Raw genomic sequence first — 19959 nt, 5'->3', positions numbered from 1 at the left:
GCGTTATTAGCGGGGTGCACCCGCCCTATAGCTGTGTGCCGAGCAGCACCTGACTGGCGGCAAACTGCGCGCGCACCGGATCGCCGACGCGTAGGCCCAGCTCGGCCAGGCGAGCGGAGTCGAGCAGGGCGCACAGGGTCTGACCGTTAGGCAGACTGATGCGCACATCGCTGGGGCCGTCGTTGGCCGGCAGAATCTGTTCGATACGGCCTTCGAGTGCGTTGTGCTGTTCTGCACGGGGAGTCTGTAGTGGTTGCAATTCCAGCCAGCCAGCCTTGATCAGCGCGACCACGCTGCTGCCTTCGCTCAGCTGCAGGTTTTCCGTACTGTCATGGGTGATCTGCGCCTGCAGCCGGCTGCCGCCGGGCAGTTCGATGTCGATCAGATCGTTGTGCCCATGGGCGTGAATCGCGCGCACACGGCCGGTCAGTTGGTTGCGCGCGCTGGTGCGCAGCATCAGGCGGCCGAGGAGCTCCAGGTCGGCGTCGTCACCGGCGGCCTGCAGCAGTTGCACCTGCAGCGCCTGCAGGCGTTGTTGCAGTGCCAGCAGGCGCTCGCCAGCGGGGGTCAGGCGTGCGCCACCGCCACCTTTGCCGCCGACATTGCGGCTGACCAGGGGCTGCTCGGACAGGTTGTTCAGCTCATCGATGGCGTCCCAGGCGGCCTTGTAGCTCAGCCCGGCGGCCTTGGCAGCGCGGGTGATGGAGCCTTGTTCGGCGATCTGCTCGAGCAGCGCCAGGCGTTTCGGGCGGCGGCTGAGCAATTGGGCGATGGAATCGAGCTGCGACATGAGTCAGGCGTGGCCAGGGAGTATGTTGGGCACGGTGCGTGACTGTGCCTGGCGCGTCAAGTCAGCCATCGCCCGGTCGTGGCGTGCGGGCCAGGCAATACACATCGACGCGCAGGGCGCCGGCGCGACGCAGCAGGTGGGCGAGCACGCCCGCCGTGGCACCGGTGGTGAGCACGTCGTCGACCAGCGCCAGATGAGCGCCAGTGACCTTGGCTTGCAGGTCCAGGCTGAAGGCCTGACGCAGATTGCGCTTGCGCGTTGCGGCATCCAGCCCTTGCTGTGCGGGTGTATCGACGCGGCGCTGGAGCCATTCATGTTGCACCGGCAGCTTCAGGCTGGCGCCCAGCCAGTCGGCGAGCATCTGTGCCTGATTGAATCCGCGTCGACGCTGGCGCTTGCGGGCCAGCGGCACCGGCAGCAGCGCCTGGGGGCGGGGCAGGCCCTCATCGAAGGCATGGCGCAGGTGTTCGGCCAGCAGCTCGGCGAGCAGACGACCGTGCGGCCATTGCGCCTGATGCTTGAAGCGGGTGATCAGGTTGTCGACGGGAAAGGCATAGCGCCAGGGCGCTTCCACACGGCTGAAACTTGGCGGCTTGTTCTGGCAGGCGCCGCAGATCATGCCGTGTGCCGGCAATGGCACCGCACAGATCTGGCAATGAGCCCCGAGCCAGGGCAGTTCGGATTCGCAAGCCGTGCAGATGCTGTGCGTGGGGTGATCGGTGGCTTCGTCGCAGAGCTGGCAATGGCGTCTTTGACGTAACCAGGCAAGGCGTTGCGGAACGGTGAGGTCACACGGAGGCATGGCAGCTCGTCCATGAGCAGTGGTGCCTGAAGTTTAGTCAGCGTCAGCGGATGAGCCAGCCCATTACGATCAGACCGAGAAACAGCCAGATCACCCCGCCGATGATCGAGCCGCGTAACAGCGAACGAGCGCCGCTGAACAGAAACAGCAGGCCGATGATCAGCAGGATGATGCTGAAAATCGACACGTCCATACCAATGGCCCTGGCCAGGCCATGGAGAAAGTCGTCGATGGCATCGGCCATGGCGCCCAGCACGCCGGACAGCATGTCGACGATGAAACGGATGGCACGGCCCAGCGCTTCGCCGAGCCCTTCGAAGAAACCTTCAACCTGCATGCAGAACATCCTGTGGGAGGGGTAAGCATTTGGCCTTGTGCCATGACATAAGTTCTATTGATTGTTATTTGATCAGATGTAAACCCGTGCCTTTGTCGTGGTTGACAGCATCCAATCGCCACATATGATGACCAAAGCCTGAATGCCCCCTGTGGGCCTGACAACAGATGCCACCAAGCGTCGAAGGACTTCTCAGATGAGCGCAACCGCTGCAATCACCACCCGCCACGACTGGAGCCTCGCCGAGGTTCGCGCGCTGTTCGAGCAGCCGTTCAATGATCTGTTGTTCCAGGCGCAGACCGTCCATCGCCAGCACTTCGATGCAAACCGCGTACAAGTGTCGACCTTGCTGTCGATCAAGACCGGCGCCTGCCCCGAAGACTGCAAGTACTGCCCGCAGTCCGGCCACTACAACACCGGCCTGGACAAGGAAAAATTGATGGAGGTGCAGAAGGTGCTGGAGGCCGCCGCCGAGGCCAAGGCCATCGGCTCCACGCGCTTCTGCATGGGCGCAGCGTGGAAGCACCCGTCCGCCAAGGACATGCCCTACGTGCTGGAAATGGTCAAAGGCGTGAAGAAGCTCGGCCTGGAAACCTGCATGACCCTCGGCCGTCTCGACCAGGAGCAGACCCAGGCGCTGGCCGAAGCGGGGCTGGACTACTACAACCACAACCTCGATACCTCGCCGGAGTTCTACGGCAACATCATCACCACCCGCACCTACGGCGAACGCCTGCAAACCCTGGCCTACGTGCGCGAGGCGGGGATGAAGATCTGCTCCGGCGGCATCCTCGGCATGGGCGAGTCGGTGGACGACCGTGCAGGGCTGTTGATCCAGCTGGCCAATCTGCCGGAGCACCCGGAAAGCGTGCCGATCAACATGCTGGTCAAGGTCAAGGGCACGCCGCTGGCCGAGGAGAAGGACGTCGACCCGTTCGACTTCATCCGCACCCTGGCCGTGGCGCGCATCATGATGCCGAAATCCCATGTGCGCCTGTCTGCTGGCCGCGAGGCGATGAACGAGCAGATGCAGGCCCTGGCCTTCATGGCCGGCGCCAACTCGATCTTCTACGGCGAGAAGCTGCTGACCACCGCCAACCCGCAGGCGGACAAGGACATGGCCCTGTTCAAGCGCCTCGGCATCAAACCCGAAGAGCGCGAAGAGCATGCCGATGAGGTGCACCAGGCGGCCATCGAGCAGGCGCTGGTCGAGCAGCGCGATTCCAAGCTGTTCTACAACGCCGCTTCGGCCTGATTCCTTTTATGTAGGAGCGAGCTCTGCTCGCGAATGACCTCCTGCCCTGGTTTTTCGCTCGCGACGCTCGCTCCTACGGGAAACGTGCATGAGTTTCGATCTCGCTAGCCGCCTGGCCGAGCGTCAGGCCGCCGATCTGTTCCGCCAACGCCCGCTGCTGCAGACCCCGCAGGGGCCGCAGGTGCGCGCGGACGATCAGGAGCTGCTGGCCTTCTGTTCCAACGACTATCTCGGCCTGGCCAACCACCCCGAGGTGATTCGCGCCCTGCAGCAGGGCGCGGAAAAATGGGGCGTCGGTGGCGGTGCTTCGCATCTGGTGATCGGCCACAGCACGCCGCACCATGAACTTGAAGAAGCACTGGCCGAGTTCACCGGCAGGCCACGTGCTCTGCTGTTCTCCACCGGTTACATGGCCAACCTGGCGGTCGTCACCGCGCTGCTTGGCCAGGGCGACAGCGTAATTCAGGATCGTCTCAACCACGCTTCGCTGCTCGATGCCGGCCTGCTCTGCGGCGCGCGGTTCTCGCGCTACCTGCACAACGATGCGGTGAGCCTGGCCAACCGCCTGCGCAAGGCTACGGGCAACTGTCTGGTGGTCACCGATGGCGTGTTCAGCATGGACGGCGATCTGGCCGATCTGCCGGCTTTGTGCGCCGAGGCGCGCGCCACGCAGGCCTGGGTGATGGTCGATGACGCCCATGGCTTCGGCCCAATGGGCGCCACCGGCGGTGGCATCGTCGAGCACTTCGGTCTGGGCCAGGATGACGTGCAGGTGCTGGTCGGCACCCTGGGCAAGGCCTTTGGTACCGCCGGCGCCTTCGTCGCCGGCAGCGAGGAGCTGATCGAGACGCTGATCCAGTTCGCCCGCCCCTACATCTACACCACCAGTCAGCCGCCAGCGGTGGCCTGCGCCACGCTGCAGAGCCTGGAACTGCTGCGCAGTGAAAGCTGGCGTCGCGAACACTTGCAGCGGTTGATCGCTCGCTTTCGTCAGGGCGCCGCCGAAATCGGCCTGAGCCTGATGGACAGCCCCACGCCGATTCAGCCGATCCTGGTGGGCGACAGCGCGCGGGCGCTGAAACTCTCGTCGCTGCTCAAGGATCGCGGCCTGCTGGTCGGCGCCATCCGCCCGCCGACCGTGCCTGCTGGTAGTGCCCGCTTGCGCGTGACGCTGTCCGCTGCGCACAGCGATGCGCAGCTCGAGCTGCTGCTCGAAGCGCTTGCCGAGTGCTGGCCGCAGGTGCAGACCGATGCGTGAGACGCTGATTCTATTGCCGGGCTGGGGCCTGGACGGCGCCTTGCTGCAACCGCTGGCCCAAGCGCTGGGTGGCGATATGCAGGTACAGGTGTCGGCCTTGCCGCGCCTGAGCAGTGCGGCAGCGGCCGATTGGCTCGACGAGCTGGATACGCGTTTGCCACATGATTGCTGGCTGGCCGGTTGGTCGCTCGGCGGCATGTTGGCCGCTGCCCTGGCGGCACGTCGCGGCGAGCGTTGTCGTGGCCTGATCACCCTGGCCAGTAACGCCTGTTTCGTCGCCAGCGCTACCTGGCCGACGGCAATGCCGGCGCAGACTTACGCAGCCTTCTATGAGGGCTGCCAGGAGAACGCCGGCGCTACGCTCAAGCGTTTCGCCATGCTCTGCGCCCAAGGCTGCGCCGACACGCGCGGTCTGTCACGACAGCTGCAGAACCATCTGCCGTCCAGCGACGAGCCATCCTTGTTGGCCGGGCTGCGCTTGCTGGCGAGTCTGGATAATCGCGCGGCGCTGGCGGCTTTCACCGGGCCGCAATTGCACCTGCTGGCCGAGCAGGATGCGCTGGTGCCGGCTGCGGCGGGTGATGCGCTGCTGGCGCTGTTGCCAACGGGTGAGGTGGACGTGCTGGAAGATTGTGGTCACGCCTTCGTACTTGACCAGGCGGATGCTCTGGCGGCCTTGATGCTCGATTTCATCCGCGAGGCCAAGGATGTCTGAGCTGCGTGGGGTACATGGCATGGACCCGCTTTACCAATCCATTGGTGCGCACAGCGCACCCCAGGGTGATGCGGCGTTGCCGGACAAGCGTCAAGTCGCGGCGTCCTTTTCCCGCGCGGCGGAAAGCTACGATGCTGTGGCCGAGTTGCAGCGCAACGTCGGCACGCAGCTGTTGGCGCGTTTGCCGGCCTCGCTGCAGCCGCGTCGTTGGCTGGACCTGGGCTGCGGCACGGGCTATTTCACCCGCGCCCTGGCCAAGCGTTATGCACCAGGCGAAGGGCTGGCTGTGGATATCGCCGAGGGCATGTTGCGCCACGCCCGCCCGCAGGGCGGTGCTGCACATTTCATCGCTGGCGATGCCGAGGCTCTGCCGCTGCAAAGCGACAGCGTCGAGCTGTTGTTCTCCAGCCTGGCGCTGCAATGGTGTGCTGACTTCCCGCGTGTGCTGAGCGAAGCGCAGCGGGTGTTGCGCCCCGGTGGTGTGCTGGCGTTCTCCAGCCTGTGCGTCGGTACCCTGCAGGAGCTGCGTGACAGTTGGCTGGCGGTCGATGGTTTCGTCCACGTCAATCGTTTTCGCCGCTTCGAGGATTACCAGCAGCTGTGCGCGGCCAGTGACTTGCAGCCGCTGACGCTACAGCGTCAGGCCGAGGTGCTGCATTTCCCGGATCTGCGCAGCCTGACCACCTCGCTCAAGGAGCTCGGCGCGCATAACCTCAATCCGGGGCGACCGGGCGGATTGACCGGGCGCTCACGCATTCGTGCGCTGATCGAGGCCTACGAGCGTTTTCGTCAGCCTCAAGGACTGCCGGCAACCTACCAGGTGGTGTTCGGCGTGCTACAGAAACCTTCATAGGAACGAGCCGCGCTCGCCAACAAGCTTCGCGAGCAGAACTCGCTGCCACGGTGGATCAGATGACCCAAGCCTACTTCGTCACCGGAACCGATACCGAAATCGGCAAGACCACTATTGCCGCTGGTCTGCTCCATGCGGCTCGCCAGCAGGGTCTGAGCACCGCAGCGGCCAAACCGGTCGCTTCCGGTTGCATGCGAACCGCCGATGGGCTGCGCAACGACGACGCGCTGGCCTTGCTCGCCCAGTGTTCGTTGCCGCTGCGCTATGACGAGGTCAACCCGCTGGCCCTCGAGCCGGCCATTGCCCCGCACCTGGCGGCGCGCGAAGTGGGCGTCAAACTGGATGTTGCCAGCTTGCTGCCGCCGGTACGGGCGATCCTGGCCAAGGGCGCGGACTTCTCTCTGGTGGAGGGCGCAGGCGGCTGGCGTGTACCGCTGGCCGGCGAGGAAAACCTGTCAGACCTGGCGATGGCGCTGGGCATTCCGGTGATTCTGGTGGTGGGTGTGCGCCTGGGTTGCATCAACCATGCATTGCTCAGTGCCGAAGCCATCGAGCGCGACGGACTCAGGCTGGCCGGCTGGGTGGCCAATATCGTCGAGCCTAAGACCTCACGCCTGGAAGACAATCTCGCCACCCTCAGCGAGCGGCTGCCAGCGCCTTGCCTGGGGCGTGTGCCGCACCTGGGCAAAGCGACGGCTGCGGCGGTGGCGGAGCACCTCAATCTCGAGTTGTTGGCAGACTGGTAATAAACAGTAAAGTGACCATAGCCTTTTGCCTGTACGTTTTTTAGCCGTTTTCTGCTTCAATACCTGCCATTAGGTTCTACATCCCTCAGGGGGCTGCTGATGGAAATCTCCGCCAATGCATTCAATTCGGGTTTGAACGGTATTCAGGCCGGGCAACGCCGTGTCGAACAGGCAGCCGCTGATATCGCCAGCAACACCATCAACCCGTCTCAGCAGGCCACGCAGACCCCGCCGCAGAATCAGGTCAACCCGAGCTCACAGATTGCCGAGCGTAGCCGTCCCGACCTGACTGAAAGCCTCGTCGCCCTGCGTGTCGGTGAAAACGAAGTGCGCGCCAATGCGCGTGTCGTCGACACGGCTGACGAGGTCCTGGGCACCCTGATCGATACCCGCGCTTAAGTCGTCTCATCCCGGCCGCGCGAATGCGGCCAGCGGCGGGGCAGGAGGGCGCTCATGCAGATCGGCAGTAGTCTGCCACCTTTCACTCCCGCGCCGTCCGCCAGTTCGGCGAGACCGCTGTCGTCCGATGTTTCCCCTGATATTGCCCGTGCCGACCAGGCGCCTGTCGCCGCGCCACAGGAGCAACAGGCCGACTCCGCTGCCTCCGGTCGAGAGGAGGCGGATCGCGACGCCAACTCATCGACGCCAGCAGGCGAGCCCGAGCCAAGTCCCCGGGAGCAGCGCCAGCAGCAGCTGGAAATCGCCGATCTCGTGCAACGTGACCGCGAGGTGCGCACCCACGAGCAGGCGCACGCGGCCGTTGGTGGGCAATACGCCGGTGCGCCCACCTACAGTTTCAAGCGCGGTCCTGATGGGCAGCGTTACGCCGTTTCCGGCGAAGTCAGCATCGATACCGCTCCAATCCCCAATGATCCCGAAGCGACGTTGCGCAAGATGGAAATCGTCCTGCGCGCAGCACTCGCACCCATCGAACCTTCCCCGCAGGACCTGCGTGTAGCTGCTCTGGCTCAGGCGCAGGCGGCGCAGGCGCGCGTTGAACTGGCCGAGCAGCGGCGAGAGGAAGCCACCAACGCCGTCGAGCAGCGCAAGGCACGTGAAGAAGCCAGGCAAGCGGATGAGCAGCCCGCCGAGCAGTCGCAGCAGGCTTTACCGCCAGCGCCTAATCTTGATCTGTATCGGCGTCTGGGTGAGTTGCCAGCGCCGGAGCCTCGCATCGATCTGGTCGCGTAGCCGGCCGATTGGCAGCGCTTGACAAGGGGGTGGCGTAAACGTATGTTTCAAACGCCTGTTTGATTGCTTCGGCCGCAGCCTCGTGGCCAGGCAGCCGGGAGTGATCCCGAGAGCGACCGCCAAGACGGTCACCCCCAACTACTAGGAATCCACCGCAGAGGTTTACCGTTATGCCTGACTACAAGGCCCCCTTGCGTGACATTCGTTTCGTTCGTGACGAACTGCTGGGTTATGAAGCGCACTACCAGAGCCTGCCTGGCTGCCAGGACGCCACTCCGGACATGGTCGACGCCATCCTCGAAGAAGGCGCCAAGTTCTGCGAGCAGGTGCTGTCGCCGCTGAACCGTGTGGGTGACACCGAGGGCTGCACCTGGAGCGAATCCGGCGTGAAGACCCCGACCGGCTTCAAAGAGGCTTATCAGCAGTTCGTCGAAGGCGGCTGGCCGAGCCTGGCCCATGACGTCGAGCACGGCGGCCAGGGGCTGCCGGAATCCCTCGGCCTGGCCATCAGCGAGATGGTCGGTTCGGCCAACTGGTCCTGGGGCATGTACCCGGGCCTGAGCCATGGCGCGATGAACACCATTGGTGCTCACGGTACCGACGAGCAGAAGCACACCTACCTGACCAAACTGGTTTCCGGCGAATGGACCGGCACCATGTGCCTGACCGAGCCGCATTGCGGCACCGACCTGGGCATGCTGCGTACCAAGGCCGAACCGCAGGCCGACGGCAGCTACAAGGTTTCCGGCACCAAGATCTTCATTTCCGCTGGTGAGCACGACATGGCCGACAACATCGTCCATATCGTTCTGGCCCGCCTGCCCGATGCACCGGCTGGTACCAAAGGTATCTCGCTGTTCATCGTGCCGAAGTTCCTGCCCAACGCCGAAGGCGGCGTAGGCGAGCGCAACGCCGTTTCCTGTGGCTCCATCGAGCACAAGATGGGCATCCACGGCAACGCCACCTGCGTGATGAACTTCGACGGCGCCACCGGCTACCTGATCGGCCCGGCCAACAAGGGCCTGAACTGCATGTTCACCTTCATGAACACCGCTCGTCTGGGTACCGCGCTGCAAGGCCTGGCCCATGCCGAAGTCGGTTTCCAGGGTGGCATCAAGTACGCTCGCGAGCGTCTGCAGATGCGTTCGCTGACCGGCCCGAAAGCACCAGAAAAAGCCGCTGACCCGATCATCGTGCATCCGGACGTACGCCGCATGCTGCTGACCATGAAGGCGTTCGCCGAAGGCAACCGTGCCATGGTCTACTTCACCGCCAAGCAGGTGGACATCGTTCAGCACAGCCAGAACGAAGAAGAGAAGAAAGCCGCCGACGAACTGCTGGCCTTCCTGACTCCGATCGCCAAGGCCTTCATGACCGAAGTGGGCTTCGAAGCCGCTTCCCACGGCATGCAGATCTACGGTGGCCACGGCTTCATCAGCGAGTGGGGCATGGAGCAGAACCTGCGCGACTGCCGCATCTCCATGATGTACGAAGGCACTACCGGCGTTCAGGCGCTCGACCTGCTGGGCCGCAAGGTGCTGATGACTCAGGGCGGCGCCCTGAAGAACTTCACCAAGATCGTGCACAAGTTCTGCCAGGCCAACGAAGGCAACGACTCCGTCAAGGAATTCGTCGAGCCTCTGGCCAAGCTGAACAAGGAGTGGGGCGACATCACCATGAAGATCGGCATGGCCGCGATGAAAGATCGCGAGGAAGTCGGTGCCGCCTCCGTGGACTACCTGATGTACTCCGGCTACGCCTGCCTGGCCTACTTCTGGGCCGACATGGCGCGTCTGGCTGCCGAGAAGCTGGCTGCCGGTACTGACGACGAGGCCTTCTACAAGGCCAAGCTGCAGACCGCGCGCTTCTACTTCGCACGTATCTTGCCGCGCACCCGCGCGCACGTCGAAGCTATGTTGTCCGGTGCCAACAACCTGATGGAGATGGATGAAGAGCATTTCGCGCTCGGCTTCTAAGTCCTGATCGGTTGAACCGCAACGCCGCCCCTCGGGGCGGCGTTGTCGTTTTTGCGCCGGGTACTGAAGGGAATGTCGCATCCTGTCGCTGTTTTCAACAGGCGAAGCAGGCAGAATGCCTTCATCTCTCGCCCAGGATGTCAGCGTGATCCGTCCGGCCAATTTGCGCCTCAGTCACTTCTTCTCGTCGCTGCCTTTGCTGGCCGGTGGGATCGTGGCTGCTCTGCTGCCAGTGCTGAGCGAGTTCTTCATCTCCCTGTTCAATGTATTGCCGACGCTGCTGTTGTTGCTCGGCGGTGCGTTCTGTCTGGTCTATGGCCGTCAGCGCGAGGTGTTTCTGCTGCTGGCGCTGTATGTCGGCTACTTCCTGCTGGATATCCAGGTCGATCACTTCCGTGACAATGGCCAGATACGCGACGATGCGGCTCTGGTCTTTCACCTGATCTGCCTGTTGCTGCCGCTGCTCTACGCCCTCTACGGTTGCTGGGAGGAGCGCTCGCACCTGGCGCAGGACATGCTCGCCCGCGCCTTGGTGCTACTGGCAGTCAGCGCAGTGGCTTTCGGCTTGGCGCGCCGTTACCCACAGGGTATCGCCGACTGGCTGGCACAGATTCACTGGCCGTCGCTGCACGGCGCCTGGATGAACCTGGCACAACTGGTCTATCTGGCGTTCCTGCTCGCTTTCATCGCTCTGTCAGTGCAGTACCTGCGCAAGCCCAGGCCGCTGCATGCGGCGCAATTGGTGGGGCTGTGCGGTCTGCTGTGGATGTTGCCGCAGGTGTTCATCCTGGCCAACGCGTTGCAGGTGATGATCAGCATGGTGATGCTCATGCTGGTGGCTGCCGTGGCGCACGAGGCCTACCAGATGGCCTTCCGTGACGAGCTCACAGGATTGCCTGGGCGGCGGGCGCTCAACGAGCGCCTGCAGCGGTTGGGGCGCGAGTATGTGATCGCCATGGTCGACGTCGATCATTTCAAGAAATTCAACGATACCCACGGCCATGATGTCGGCGACCAGGTGCTGCGCCTGGTCGCCGGTCAGCTGCGCAAGGTTGGCGGTGGCGGCAAGGCCTACCGCTATGGCGGTGAGGAGTTCACCTTGCTGTTTCCCGGCAAGAGCGTGGAGCAATCCCTGCCGCACATCGAGGCAGTGCGTCTGGCCATCGAGCAGTACCGCATGCAACTGCGTGATCCGCAAAGCCGCCCGCGTGATGACCGTGAAGGCAAGCAGCGCCGGGCCGGCAAGGCCGCCAGCGAGGTGTCGGTGACCGTGAGCATGGGCGTTGCCGAGCGTCAGGCCGAGCAGCGCAGCCCGCAGGAAGTCATCAAGGAGGCGGACAAGGCGCTGTATAGCGCCAAGGCGGCCGGGCGCAATTGCATCCGTAGCGCTGGCCAGCGTCGCGGGGCTGTGAAGCTGGCCTCCGGGCGCGAATAGCTGCACTGGCAGACGAGCGGTCAGCAGGGGTTTTCCTTGCCCTCAGTCAATCAGATAGTTAGTGACCTGCAGTGAATTAATGGTCACAACACGACCCTATGTGTCTGTAAAGTTGTTCAAGTAAACTCGGTCCTCTCACGTAAGTCCGTTTTTCCGAGGATGTGTCATGGCCGATTACCAAGCCCCCCTGCGCGACATGCGCTTCGTGCTCAATGAAGTCTTCGAAGTCTCCAAGCTCTGGGCCGAGCTGCCGGCCCTGGCCGAGGTGGTCGATGCCGATACCGCCAGTGCCATTCTGGAAGAAGCTGGCAAAGTCACTGCCGGCAGCATCGCGCCGCTGAACCGTAGCGGTGACGAAGAGGGCTGCTCCTGGGATAATGGCGCGGTGAAGACCCCGGCCGGCTTCCCCGAGGCCTACCAGACCTACGCCGAGGGTGGCTGGGTCGGTGTTGGCGGTTCGCCGGAGTTCGGCGGCATGGGCATGCCCAAGGTGATCGGCGCCCAGGTCGAGGAGATGGTCAACTCGGCCAACCTGTCCTTCGGCCTGTACCCGATGCTGACTGCCGGCGCCTGCCTGTCGATCCTCAATCACGCCAGCGAAGAGCTGAAGGCGCAGTACCTGCCGAACATGTACGCCGGTGTCTGGGCTGGCTCCATGTGCCTGACCGAGCCGCACGCCGGCACCGACCTCGGCATCATCCGCACCAAGGCCGAACCTCAGGCAGATGGCAGCTACAAGATCAGCGGCACCAAGATCTTCATCACCGGTGGCGAGCACGACCTGACCGAAAACATCATCCACCTGGTGCTGGCCAAGCTGCCGGACGCGCCGGCGGGCCCGAAAGGCATCTCGCTGTTCATCGTGCCCAAGGTCATGGTCAATGCCGACGGCTCTCTCGGTGATAAGAATGCGCTCGGCTGCGGCTCCATCGAGCACAAGATGGGCATCAAGGCTTCGGCCACCTGCGTGATGAACTTCGACGGCGCCACCGGTTATCTGGTCGGTGAAGTGAACAAGGGCCTCAATGCCATGTTCACCATGATGAACTACGAGCGCCTGGGCGTTGGCATCCAGGGCCTGGCTCTGGGCGAGCGCAGCTACCAGAGCGCCATCGAGTACGCCCGCGAGCGCATCCAGAGCCGCGCACCGACCGGTCCGGTGGCCAAGGACAAAGCCGCCGACCCGATCATCGTGCATCCGGACGTGCGCCGCATGCTGCTGACCATGAAGGCGCTGAACGAGGGCGGTCGTGCCTTCTCCAGCTACGTCGCCATGCAGCTCGATACCGCCAAGTACAGCGAGGACAAGGACACCGCCAAGCGCGCCGACGAGCTGGTGGCGCTGCTGACCCCGGTAGCCAAGGCCTTCCTCACCGACATGGCGCTGGAAACCACCGTGCATGGCCAGCAGATCTTCGGCGGCCACGGCTTCATCCGCGAGTGGGGCCAGGAGCAGCTGGTGCGCGACTGCCGAATCACCCAGATCTACGAAGGCACCAACGGCATCCAGTCGCTGGACCTGATGGGGCGCAAGATCGTCGGCAGCGGCGGCAGCTACTACAAGCACCTGGCCGACGAGATCAAGGCCTTCGTCGCCTCGGCCGATGCCAGTCTCGACGAGTTCAGCAAGCCGCTGGCAGCTGCCGTGCAGAACCTGGATGAGCTGACCGCCTGGGTACTGGACCGTGCCAAGAGCAACCCCAACGAGATCGGTGCGGCGTCGGTGGAGTACCTGCACGTGTTTGGCTACACCGCCTATGCCTATATGTGGGCGCTGATGGCCAGGGCTGCGCTGGGCAAGGAAGGGCAGGACGAGTTCTACGCCAGCAAGCTGGGCACCGCACGCTTCTACTTCGCCCGCCTGCTGCCGCGCATTCACTCGCTGAGTGCGTCGGTCAAGGCCGGTAGCGAGTCGCTGTACCTGCTCGACGCCGCGCAGTTCTAAGCGCCTCCGGCACCACCCGAAAGTCCCGGCCCCAGTGCCGGGGCTTTTGCGTTCTGGGCCTCTGGTGCGAGGTGCAACCAATGCCATATCGCGTCGCTTCGTAGCCCGGATGCAATCCGGGGCAGAGCCGTGAGCCCCCCGGTGCGCGCGGCGCACCCTACATGGCGGGTTTTGCCGTTCACGCCCCTGTCATTGCTGCTCGCTAGCCTGGGGCGACCCAGCCGGGCAATCCAGTCAGCGAGGAGCGGTCATGACCGATCAGATGCACAGTTCGTTACAGGCCTACGAGCAGTTGCTGCAGGCCGAATTCCAGGACAGCCTCGACGAGGAACTGGAAATGGAGCTGGACGATGCGCGCATGGATGGCCTTATCGCCCGCGCCGAGGGCGGCGTACCGCTACAACCGGGTGATCTGTCGCGGCGCACCTACTTCTCCGAGCTGCTGCGCCTGCAAGGCGAGCTGGTCAAGCTGCAGGACTGGGTGGTGCACAACCAGCTCAAGGTGGTGGTGCTGTTCGAGGGCCGTGACGCCGCCGGCAAGGGCGGGGTGATCAAGCGCGTCACCCAGCGCCTCAACCCGCGTATCTGCCGGGTCGCGGCGTTGCCCGCGCCCAACGACCGCGAACGCACCCAGTGGTACTTCCAGCGTTACGTGCCGCACCTACCGGCCGCCGGGGAAATGGTCCTGTTCGACCGCAGCTGGTACAACCGCGCGGGCGTCGAGAAGGTCATGGGCTTTTGCAGCGATGCCGAGTACGAGGAGTTCTTCCGCTCGGTGCCGGAGTTCGAACGCATGCTGGTGCGTTCCGGCATCCTGTTGATCAAGTACTGGTTCTCCATCACCGACAACGAGCAGAACCGCCGCTTCCTCGCGCGCATTCACGATCCGCTCAAGCAGTGGAAACTGAGCCCGATGGACCTGGAGTCGCGGCGACGCTGGGAGGCCTACACCCAGGCCAAGGAAGTGATGCTCGAGCGCACGCATATCCCCGAGGCGCCCTGGTGGGTGGTGGAGGCCGACGACAAGAAGCGCGCACGGCTCAACTGCATCGCCCACCTGCTCAGTCAGATTCCCTACCAGACGGTGCCGCGGGCACAGGTGCAACTGCCGGCGCGGGTCTACAACCCGGACTATCTGCGCATGCCGGTACCGGACAGCATGCTGGTGCCGTCGCGCTACTAGCCTCCGCGGTCATGGGGGAGGGTCGCACCGCGCGTGCTGCTGTCCAGGCAGCCTCGCGGCGCCCTGCGGGACAGCCTCAGGGCGCCTTGCTCAGGGCCTCCAGGCTGCTGCGGTAGCTGTCGCGGGCCAGCGGCATATAGCCGGTGAAGTGAATCCAGCCGGGCAGGCCGTCCAGGTAGTGCCGCAGGAAGCTGTCCAGCACCGGCTTGTCCGCCAGACTGCGCTGGCTGACGTAGAGAAACAGCGGCCGGGTCAGCGGCTGGTAGCGGTTCTGCGCGACCGTCTCCAGGGTAGGAAAGATCGCGCCGTTGCCGGCGTCGACGGCGACCAGCTTCAGCTCGTCCCAGTGCCGGTGGTAGGCGCCGATGCCGAAGAAGCCCAGGGCATTGGGCTCCGCGGCGATGGCCTTGGCGAGAAACTCCTCGTCCTCGCTGGCCTGGTAATCCTGCCGGCTGCTGTGCGTGGCACCGACTATGGCCTGGGTGAAGACGTCGTAGGTGCCGGAGTCCTGGCCGCGGCCGAACAGCACGATGGGCTCATCCGGCCAGTCCGGACGCAGGTCGCGCCAGCTGTTGAGCTTCTTCTCGGCGGCCGGCGACCAGAGTTTCTTCAGCTCCTCGACGCTGATGGCATCGACCCAGGTATTGGCCGGATTGACCACCACGGCGATGGCGTCCATGGCCAGCGGCACGACGCGAAAGTCGATGCCGTTGGCCTGACACTGGGCCAGTTCCTCGGCATTGATTTCCCGCGAGGCGTTGCTGATGTCGGTCTCGCCGGCGCAGAAGCGGCGAAAGCCGGCTGCCGTGCCGGAGAAGTCCACTGCGATACGGCTGCCCCCGACCGTGCGCTCAAAACGTCGCGCCGCCTCGCGGCTCAGCGGAAACACCGTGCTGGAGCCGTCGATGTGCAGCTCGGCCGCGGCCGAAGTCAGCGGTGGCGCCTCGTCACAGGCGCTGAGCAGGCTGACGGCGAGGCCGCCGAGCAGGGTCTTGGCGAGAGAGAGTCGGGTTGTCATGGGATCACGCCTTGGGCTTGCGCCATTCCTGTTTAAGCGAGTTCCAGAACAGCTGCAGGCTGCTGAGCTTGGTGTCGACGGCATCGATATAGTCGTCGAGGTGATCGATCTGCTGGTGCTGGGCCTGCTCCTGCGCTTCCATCCCGGCCAGTTGCGTCTCCAGCTCGTTGAGGGTTTCGCGCAGCTCGTGGATGCGCTGCTGAGTTTCGTGGCGACTCTGTTCGCGTCTCATGGCAACTCCTTGGCAGGGCTCAGATCTGGCTGGCGCCGATCAGCAGCAGGGGCAGGGCAAAGAACACGCCGGCGATATAGGCAGCCACGTAGAGTTTGCTGCGCTGCGCCAGCGTGGCCAGGCCCTCGGCGATCATCGGCGGCACGCCACGCAGGAAGGGCAGGGCGTAGATGATGAGGATGCCCAGCAGGTTGAACAGCAGGTGCACCAGGGCGATCTGCATGGCCAGCTCCGCGGTTGGCCCGGTGATCGCGGTGGCCGCCAGCAACGCGGTGACGCAGGTGCCAATATTGGTGCCGAGAGTGAAGGGGTAGACCTGCTTGAGGCTGAACACGCCGCTGCCGGCCAGCGGCACGATCAGCGCCGTGGTGGTCGAGGACGACTGCACCAGCACGGTGATCACGCTGCCCGAGGCAATGCCCGACAGCGGGCCGCGGCCGACGCTGGCATGCATGATGTCCTTGGCGCGGCCGACCATCACCTTGCGCAGGACCTTGCCGATGGCCGTGACCACGAACAGGATCATCGCCACGCCGATCAGGATCAGCGCGACGCCGCTCCACACGGCGCCTGGCAGCCAGCTGACGCTGCCCGCGAGCAGGTCGGAGGCTGGCGACAGCAGGGTCTTCATGAAGTTGACGCTCTTCATGTCGACGCTGGCATCGCTGACCAGCAGGCCGGCGAGCGATTCCGACAAGCGTTGCAGTGGCTGGAACAGCAGCTCCAGCGGCAGCAGGATGGCCACCGCGGTGATGTTGAAGGCGTCGTGCACCGTGGCTGCCGAGAAGGCGCGGCGGAACTCCTCGCCGCTGCGAATATGGCCGAGGCTGACGATGGTGCTGGTCAGCGAGGTGCCGATATTGGCGCCCATGATCAGCGGAATGGCGATGGGAATCGGCAGGCCGCCGGCGACCATGCCGACGATGATCGAGGTCACGGTGCTGGAACTCTGGATCAGTGCCGTGGCCACCAGGCCGATCATCAGGCCGACCAGCGGGTTGGTGGCGAAGGCGAACAGTTCGCGGGCGTTGTTGCCGGTGGCGGCCTTGAAGCCGTCGCCGATGGCGCCGACGCCGGCCAGCAGCAGGTAGATCAGCGCCACCACCAGCAACCAGGACAGCCACTGGCGCGTGGCCGGCAGCGAGGGTTCGACGGTCAAGGCATCGGCATTGGCGGTCATCGGCCATTCTCCCTAGTGGCAGCAATGGCTCGATGCTGGCGGCGCGGGGTTAAGGTTTGATGACCGCTCAGCTACCGTTGGTCTCGCGCCACAGCCAGGCCAGATAGAGCAGGGCGGGTTGCTGGGCATGCAGCGCAAGCGGGCCGGGCAGGCTTTCCAGCAGCAACCCCTGGCCGATTTCCAATAGCCGCTTTTCGCCATTCGCCAGCCGGCATTCGATGCTCGCGCCAGCCTGACACCAGAGCAGCATCACCTCGGCATCGTTCTCCACGTCCTGCCGCCCATGCAGCCGCAGCGGGGCGAGGCGATGGCGCCAGGCGCCACGGCGAGTCATCAGATTGAGGTCGCCGACCGGGCCGTCTACCAGCTCCGCGGTGATCGCCTCCTCGCCAGCAAACGCCGCCACCGCGCCGCCGGCATGCAGCTCCTCGACGCCGCCGTCGCCCCGCTGCAGGCGCAGCCCCGCGCGCTGCTGATGCGCCAGGCGAAATCCTCCAGCCCGGCGCCTGCCGGAGCGATGGCCAGTTCCAGGGTTTCGCCGCCGCCGTTCTTCCAGGGCATGACGCGGGCGGTGGCGAGGTCGAGCAGGGTGCAGGGCATGCTTTCTCCAAATGTATATACATGATCATGAGGCGACGAATGGCAGCTATTGATTGCGCCGGCGCGCAGTCTCTATCTGATAGTCGTAGCGGCTCTGTGTCAGGGGCTTCGCTCGTTGAATGGACAGCGCTCGCCGTCGGATGACCATCTGGTCAGACGAGCCGGCATGGCTTGACGGCCGATCGAACCACTCATATTGTATATACAAAACAAGCAGGGAGAATCCCATGCCGACGCAATCAACTTCGAAACAGCTGTGGCGCGACGTGCAGGTCTTCGATGGCCTGGTGCAGCTGGACGAGGCGATGACCGTGCTGGTCGAGGACGGGCGCATCGCCGGCCTGTGGCCGTCAGGCGAATTCAACGAGGCGCGTGCCGAGGGCGCCGCCTGCGCCGGCCGCGGCGGGGTGCTGACCCCCGGCCTGGTCGACTGCCACACCCACCTGGTCTACGCCGGCAACCGCGCCGGCGAGTTCGAGCAGCGCCTGGAGGGCGTCAGCTACGAAGAGATCGCCCGCGCCGGTGGCGGCATCCTCAGCAGCGTGCGCGCCACTCGCGCGGCCAGCGAGGACGAGCTGATCGCCGCCAGCCTGCCGCGCCTCGATGCGCTGCTGGCCGATGGCGTGACCACGGTGGAGATCAAGTCTGGCTACGGCCTGACCGTCGCCGACGAACTGAAGATGCTGCGCGTAGCGCGTCGTCTCGGTGAGCTGCGCCCGGTGCGGGTGATCACCACGCTGCTCGGCGCCCACGCGCTGCCGCCGGAATACGCCGGCCGCGCCGACGACTACGTGAGCCTGGTCTGCGACGAGATGATTCCGGCCGCCGCAGCTGAAGGCCTGGCCGATGCGGTGGACGTGTTCTGCGAAGGCATAGGCTTCTCCCCGGCACAGTGCGAGCGCATCTATCAGGCGGCCAAGGCCCATGGTCTGGCGATCAAGGCGCATGCCGAGCAGCTGTCCAATCTGGGTGGCAGCGCCCTGGCCGCGCGTTACGGTGCGCTGTCGGCCGACCATATCGAATACCTCGACGAGGCCGGCGTGCGCGCCATGGCCGAGGCCGGCACCGTCGCCGTGCTGCTGCCCGGCGCCTTCCATGTGCTGCGCGAAACCCAGCTGCCGCCCATCGAGCTGCTGCGCAGCTACGACGTGCCCATGGCCGTGGCCAGCGACGCCAACCCCGGCACCTCGCCCATCTGCATGCCGACGCTGATGGCCAACCTGGCCTGCACGCTGTTCCGGCTGACCCCGCGCGAAGCGCTGAGCGGCATGACCGCCCAGGCTGCCCGCGCCCTCGGCCGCCTCGACCTGGGGCGAATCGAGGTCGGCGCGCCTGCTGATCTGTGCCTGTGGGATATCCAGCAACCGGCCGAACTGGCCTATGCGGTGCAGGCCGGGCGCCTGCGCCAGCGCGTATTCAATGGAGAAGTGGTTTATGCACGCTGACCGTCATTGCATGAGCGCCTGGACCGGCCGCATCGATCCTGAAACCGACAGCGCGCGCTGGCACCAACGTATCCAGCCGCTGGCCGAAGACAGCCAGCCGGGCATGGCTCTGCTCGGCTTCGCCTGCGACGAGGGTGTACGCCGCAACCATGGTCGTGTCGGCGCGGCTGCTGCGCCGCTGAGCGTGCGCAAGGCGCTGGCCAACCTGGCCTGGCATCGTCAGGCGCCGGCCTATGACGCCGGTGACGTCACCTGCGAGGACGGCGACCTGGAAGCGGCCCAGGTTCGCCTCGGTCGCAACGTCTGTGCGCTGCTGGATGCCGGCCACCTGCCGCTGGTGATAGGCGGCGGCCACGAGGTGGCCTTCGGCAGCTGGTCGGGTCTGGCCGAACACCTGTCCGGCAACCCTGCGCCGAAGATTGGCATCGTCAACTTCGACGCCCATTTCGATCTGCGCGACCCGGCCCATGTGCATTCCTCCGGCACCCCTTTCGCGCAGATCGCCGAGCAATGCGCCGCGCGCGGATGGCCGTTCCGCTACGCCTGCCTGGGCGTCAGCCGCGCCAGCAACACCCGCGCGCTGTTCGCCAAGGCAGCCGAGCTGAACGTGCTGGTGCGCGAGGATCACGAAATTCGCGAGTCGACCCTCGATGCCATCGGCGCCGAGCTGGACGCCTTCGCCGCCGGCTGCGACGCGCTCTACCTGACCCTCGATATCGATGTGCTGCCGGCCTGCGAGGCGCCGGGCGTCAGCGCGCCGGCCGCCCGTGGCGTGCGCCTGGAACTGCTGGAGCCGCTGCTCGAACGGCTCAAGGCCAGCGGCAAGGTGCGCCTGGCCGACCTGGCCGAGATCAACCCCGAACACGACATCGACAACCGTACCGCCAAGGTGGCGGCGCGGCTGATCCATCTGCTCAGCCTCTGAGCAGGCAAGAACCGCGCTTTCTCGCACAACAACAATTACGAGGAATACCCGATGTTCACCACCGCCCGCCGCG

At 64.9% G+C, this 19959-nt stretch carries 19 protein-coding genes and 1 pseudogene; 13 read left to right on the top strand and 7 right to left on the bottom strand.

Annotated features, from left to right (window positions below; genetic code table 11):
* Positions 1-25 precede the first annotated feature (25 nt).
* The 3 genes from BM186_RS18760 to BM186_RS18750 all read right to left on the bottom strand — a co-directional run bounded on the left by BM186_RS18760 (position 26) and on the right by BM186_RS18750 (position 1929).
* Positions 26-790 carry a TOBE domain-containing protein gene (locus BM186_RS18760; RefSeq protein WP_074917339.1) on the bottom strand — a complete coding sequence of 255 codons (765 nt, stop codon included), beginning with the start codon at positions 788-790 and terminating at the stop codon, positions 26-28.
* Between the two features lie 61 nt (positions 791-851).
* Complete coding sequence (locus BM186_RS18755) at positions 852-1592, bottom strand: ComF family protein (RefSeq protein ID WP_074917337.1); 741 nt, start codon at positions 1590-1592, stop codon at positions 852-854.
* A gap of 43 nt (positions 1593-1635) precedes the next feature.
* On the bottom strand, positions 1636-1929 hold the full coding sequence (locus BM186_RS18750; protein ID WP_072424965.1) for a hypothetical protein: 294 nt from the start codon (positions 1927-1929) through the stop codon (positions 1636-1638).
* Between the two features lie 196 nt (positions 1930-2125).
* On the opposite strand from BM186_RS18750, the gene bioB reads away from it, so the two are divergent.
* The 11 genes from bioB to ppk2 all read left to right on the top strand — a co-directional run bounded on the left by bioB (position 2126) and on the right by ppk2 (position 14486).
* Positions 2126-3184, top strand: coding sequence for a biotin synthase BioB (gene bioB, locus BM186_RS18745; protein WP_074917335.1), 1059 nt, complete (start codon positions 2126-2128; stop codon positions 3182-3184).
* Between the two features lie 88 nt (positions 3185-3272).
* Positions 3273-4442, top strand: a complete 1170-nt coding sequence (gene bioF, locus BM186_RS18740) for an 8-amino-7-oxononanoate synthase (protein ID WP_074917324.1) — start codon at positions 3273-3275, stop codon at positions 4440-4442.
* Positions 4435-5157, top strand: coding sequence for an alpha/beta fold hydrolase (locus BM186_RS18735; RefSeq protein WP_074917323.1), 723 nt, complete (start codon positions 4435-4437; stop codon positions 5155-5157). The genes bioF and BM186_RS18735 overlap by 8 nt, the downstream gene beginning before the upstream one ends.
* 19 nt (positions 5158-5176) lie before the next feature.
* Entirely contained in the window at positions 5177-6010 is an 834-nt protein-coding gene (gene bioC / locus BM186_RS18730; RefSeq protein WP_074917322.1) for a malonyl-ACP O-methyltransferase BioC, read from the top strand.
* A gap of 59 nt (positions 6011-6069) precedes the next feature.
* Complete coding sequence (bioD, locus tag BM186_RS18725; RefSeq protein WP_074917321.1) at positions 6070-6756, top strand: dethiobiotin synthase; 687 nt, start codon at positions 6070-6072, stop codon at positions 6754-6756.
* Positions 6757-6855: 99 nt separating this feature from the next.
* Positions 6856-7155, top strand: coding sequence for a hypothetical protein (locus BM186_RS18720; RefSeq protein WP_072424971.1), 300 nt, complete (start codon positions 6856-6858; stop codon positions 7153-7155).
* 54 nt (positions 7156-7209) lie between these two features.
* A complete protein-coding gene (locus BM186_RS18715) occupies positions 7210-7947 on the top strand; it encodes a putative metalloprotease CJM1_0395 family protein (RefSeq protein ID WP_072424972.1) in 738 nt (245 codons plus the stop codon).
* 170 nt (positions 7948-8117) lie between these two features.
* A complete protein-coding gene (locus tag BM186_RS18710; RefSeq protein WP_072424973.1) occupies positions 8118-9923 on the top strand; it encodes a phenylacyl-CoA dehydrogenase in 1806 nt (601 codons plus the stop codon).
* 115 nt (positions 9924-10038) lie between these two features.
* A complete protein-coding gene (locus tag BM186_RS18705) occupies positions 10039-11358 on the top strand; it encodes a GGDEF domain-containing protein (protein ID WP_394327908.1) in 1320 nt (439 codons plus the stop codon).
* A gap of 166 nt (positions 11359-11524) precedes the next feature.
* Positions 11525-13303, top strand: coding sequence for an acyl-CoA dehydrogenase C-terminal domain-containing protein (locus BM186_RS18700; RefSeq protein ID WP_074917319.1), 1779 nt, complete (start codon positions 11525-11527; stop codon positions 13301-13303).
* A gap of 250 nt (positions 13304-13553) precedes the next feature.
* Complete coding sequence (ppk2, locus tag BM186_RS18695) at positions 13554-14486, top strand: polyphosphate kinase 2 (RefSeq protein WP_083431627.1); 933 nt, start codon at positions 13554-13556, stop codon at positions 14484-14486.
* Positions 14487-14562: 76 nt separating this feature from the next.
* Here ppk2 and BM186_RS18690 read toward each other — a convergent pair whose 3' ends face one another.
* From BM186_RS18690 to BM186_RS18675, 4 genes and pseudogenes are all read right to left on the bottom strand, one after another.
* Entirely contained in the window at positions 14563-15504 is a 942-nt protein-coding gene (locus tag BM186_RS18690; protein WP_074917318.1) for a PstS family phosphate ABC transporter substrate-binding protein, read from the bottom strand.
* A gap of 4 nt (positions 15505-15508) precedes the next feature.
* Entirely contained in the window at positions 15509-15736 is a 228-nt protein-coding gene (locus tag BM186_RS18685) for a hypothetical protein (RefSeq protein ID WP_072424977.1), read from the bottom strand.
* 19 nt (positions 15737-15755) lie between these two features.
* Positions 15756-16916, bottom strand: coding sequence for a Na/Pi symporter (locus tag BM186_RS18680; RefSeq protein WP_072424978.1), 1161 nt, complete (start codon positions 16914-16916; stop codon positions 15756-15758).
* A gap of 67 nt (positions 16917-16983) precedes the next feature.
* Positions 16984-17477, bottom strand: a pseudogene (locus BM186_RS18675) (HutD/Ves family protein).
* A gap of 266 nt (positions 17478-17743) precedes the next feature.
* On the opposite strand from BM186_RS18675, the gene hutI reads away from it, so the two are divergent.
* Both hutI and hutG read left to right on the top strand, forming a co-directional pair.
* On the top strand, positions 17744-18961 hold the full coding sequence (hutI, locus tag BM186_RS18670) for an imidazolonepropionase (protein WP_074917317.1): 1218 nt from the start codon (positions 17744-17746) through the stop codon (positions 18959-18961).
* The gene (hutG, locus tag BM186_RS18665) at positions 18951-19886 is read left to right on the top strand and encodes a formimidoylglutamase (RefSeq protein WP_074917315.1); all 936 of its coding nucleotides are present in this window, start codon (positions 18951-18953) and stop codon (positions 19884-19886) included. Before hutI ends, hutG begins: the two co-directional genes overlap by 11 nt.
* Positions 19887-19959: the final 73 nt, after the last annotated feature.

Origin of the sequence: Ectopseudomonas toyotomiensis, from assembly GCF_900115695.1 — a bacterium.
GTDB classification, from domain to species: Bacteria; Pseudomonadota; Gammaproteobacteria; order Pseudomonadales; family Pseudomonadaceae; genus Aquipseudomonas; species Aquipseudomonas toyotomiensis.
The sequence above is the reverse complement of the archived record's forward strand: the minus strand, read 5'-3'. Positions and strand labels throughout refer to the sequence as shown.

Bases quoted from the DNA above. Each gene is read 5' to 3' on its own strand.
- BM186_RS18760 (WP_074917339.1), bottom strand. From the start codon at position 790: ATGTCGCAGCTCGATTCCATCGCCCAATTGCTCAGCCGCCGCCCGAAA.
- BM186_RS18755 (WP_074917337.1), bottom strand. From the start codon at position 1,592: ATGCCTCCGTGTGACCTCACCGTTCCGCAACGCCTTGCCTGGTTACGT.
- BM186_RS18750 (WP_072424965.1), bottom strand. From the start codon at position 1,929: ATGCAGGTTGAAGGTTTCTTCGAAGGGCTCGGCGAAGCGCTGGGCCGT.
- bioB (WP_074917335.1), top strand. From the start codon at position 2,126: ATGAGCGCAACCGCTGCAATCACCACCCGCCACGACTGGAGCCTCGCC.
- bioF (WP_074917324.1), top strand. From the start codon at position 3,273: ATGAGTTTCGATCTCGCTAGCCGCCTGGCCGAGCGTCAGGCCGCCGAT.
- BM186_RS18735 (WP_074917323.1), top strand. From the start codon at position 4,435: ATGCGTGAGACGCTGATTCTATTGCCGGGCTGGGGCCTGGACGGCGCC.
- bioC (WP_074917322.1), top strand. From the start codon at position 5,177: ATGGACCCGCTTTACCAATCCATTGGTGCGCACAGCGCACCCCAGGGT.
- bioD (WP_074917321.1), top strand. From the start codon at position 6,070: ATGACCCAAGCCTACTTCGTCACCGGAACCGATACCGAAATCGGCAAG.
- BM186_RS18720 (WP_072424971.1), top strand. From the start codon at position 6,856: ATGGAAATCTCCGCCAATGCATTCAATTCGGGTTTGAACGGTATTCAG.
- BM186_RS18715 (WP_072424972.1), top strand. From the start codon at position 7,210: ATGCAGATCGGCAGTAGTCTGCCACCTTTCACTCCCGCGCCGTCCGCC.
- BM186_RS18710 (WP_072424973.1), top strand. From the start codon at position 8,118: ATGCCTGACTACAAGGCCCCCTTGCGTGACATTCGTTTCGTTCGTGAC.
- BM186_RS18705 (WP_394327908.1), top strand. From the start codon at position 10,039: ATGCCTTCATCTCTCGCCCAGGATGTCAGCGTGATCCGTCCGGCCAAT.
- BM186_RS18700 (WP_074917319.1), top strand. From the start codon at position 11,525: ATGGCCGATTACCAAGCCCCCCTGCGCGACATGCGCTTCGTGCTCAAT.
- ppk2 (WP_083431627.1), top strand. From the start codon at position 13,554: ATGACCGATCAGATGCACAGTTCGTTACAGGCCTACGAGCAGTTGCTG.
- BM186_RS18690 (WP_074917318.1), bottom strand. From the start codon at position 15,504: ATGACAACCCGACTCTCTCTCGCCAAGACCCTGCTCGGCGGCCTCGCC.
- BM186_RS18685 (WP_072424977.1), bottom strand. From the start codon at position 15,736: ATGAGACGCGAACAGAGTCGCCACGAAACTCAGCAGCGCATCCACGAG.
- BM186_RS18680 (WP_072424978.1), bottom strand. From the start codon at position 16,916: ATGACCGCCAATGCCGATGCCTTGACCGTCGAACCCTCGCTGCCGGCC.
- hutI (WP_074917317.1), top strand. From the start codon at position 17,744: ATGCCGACGCAATCAACTTCGAAACAGCTGTGGCGCGACGTGCAGGTC.
- hutG (WP_074917315.1), top strand. From the start codon at position 18,951: ATGCACGCTGACCGTCATTGCATGAGCGCCTGGACCGGCCGCATCGAT.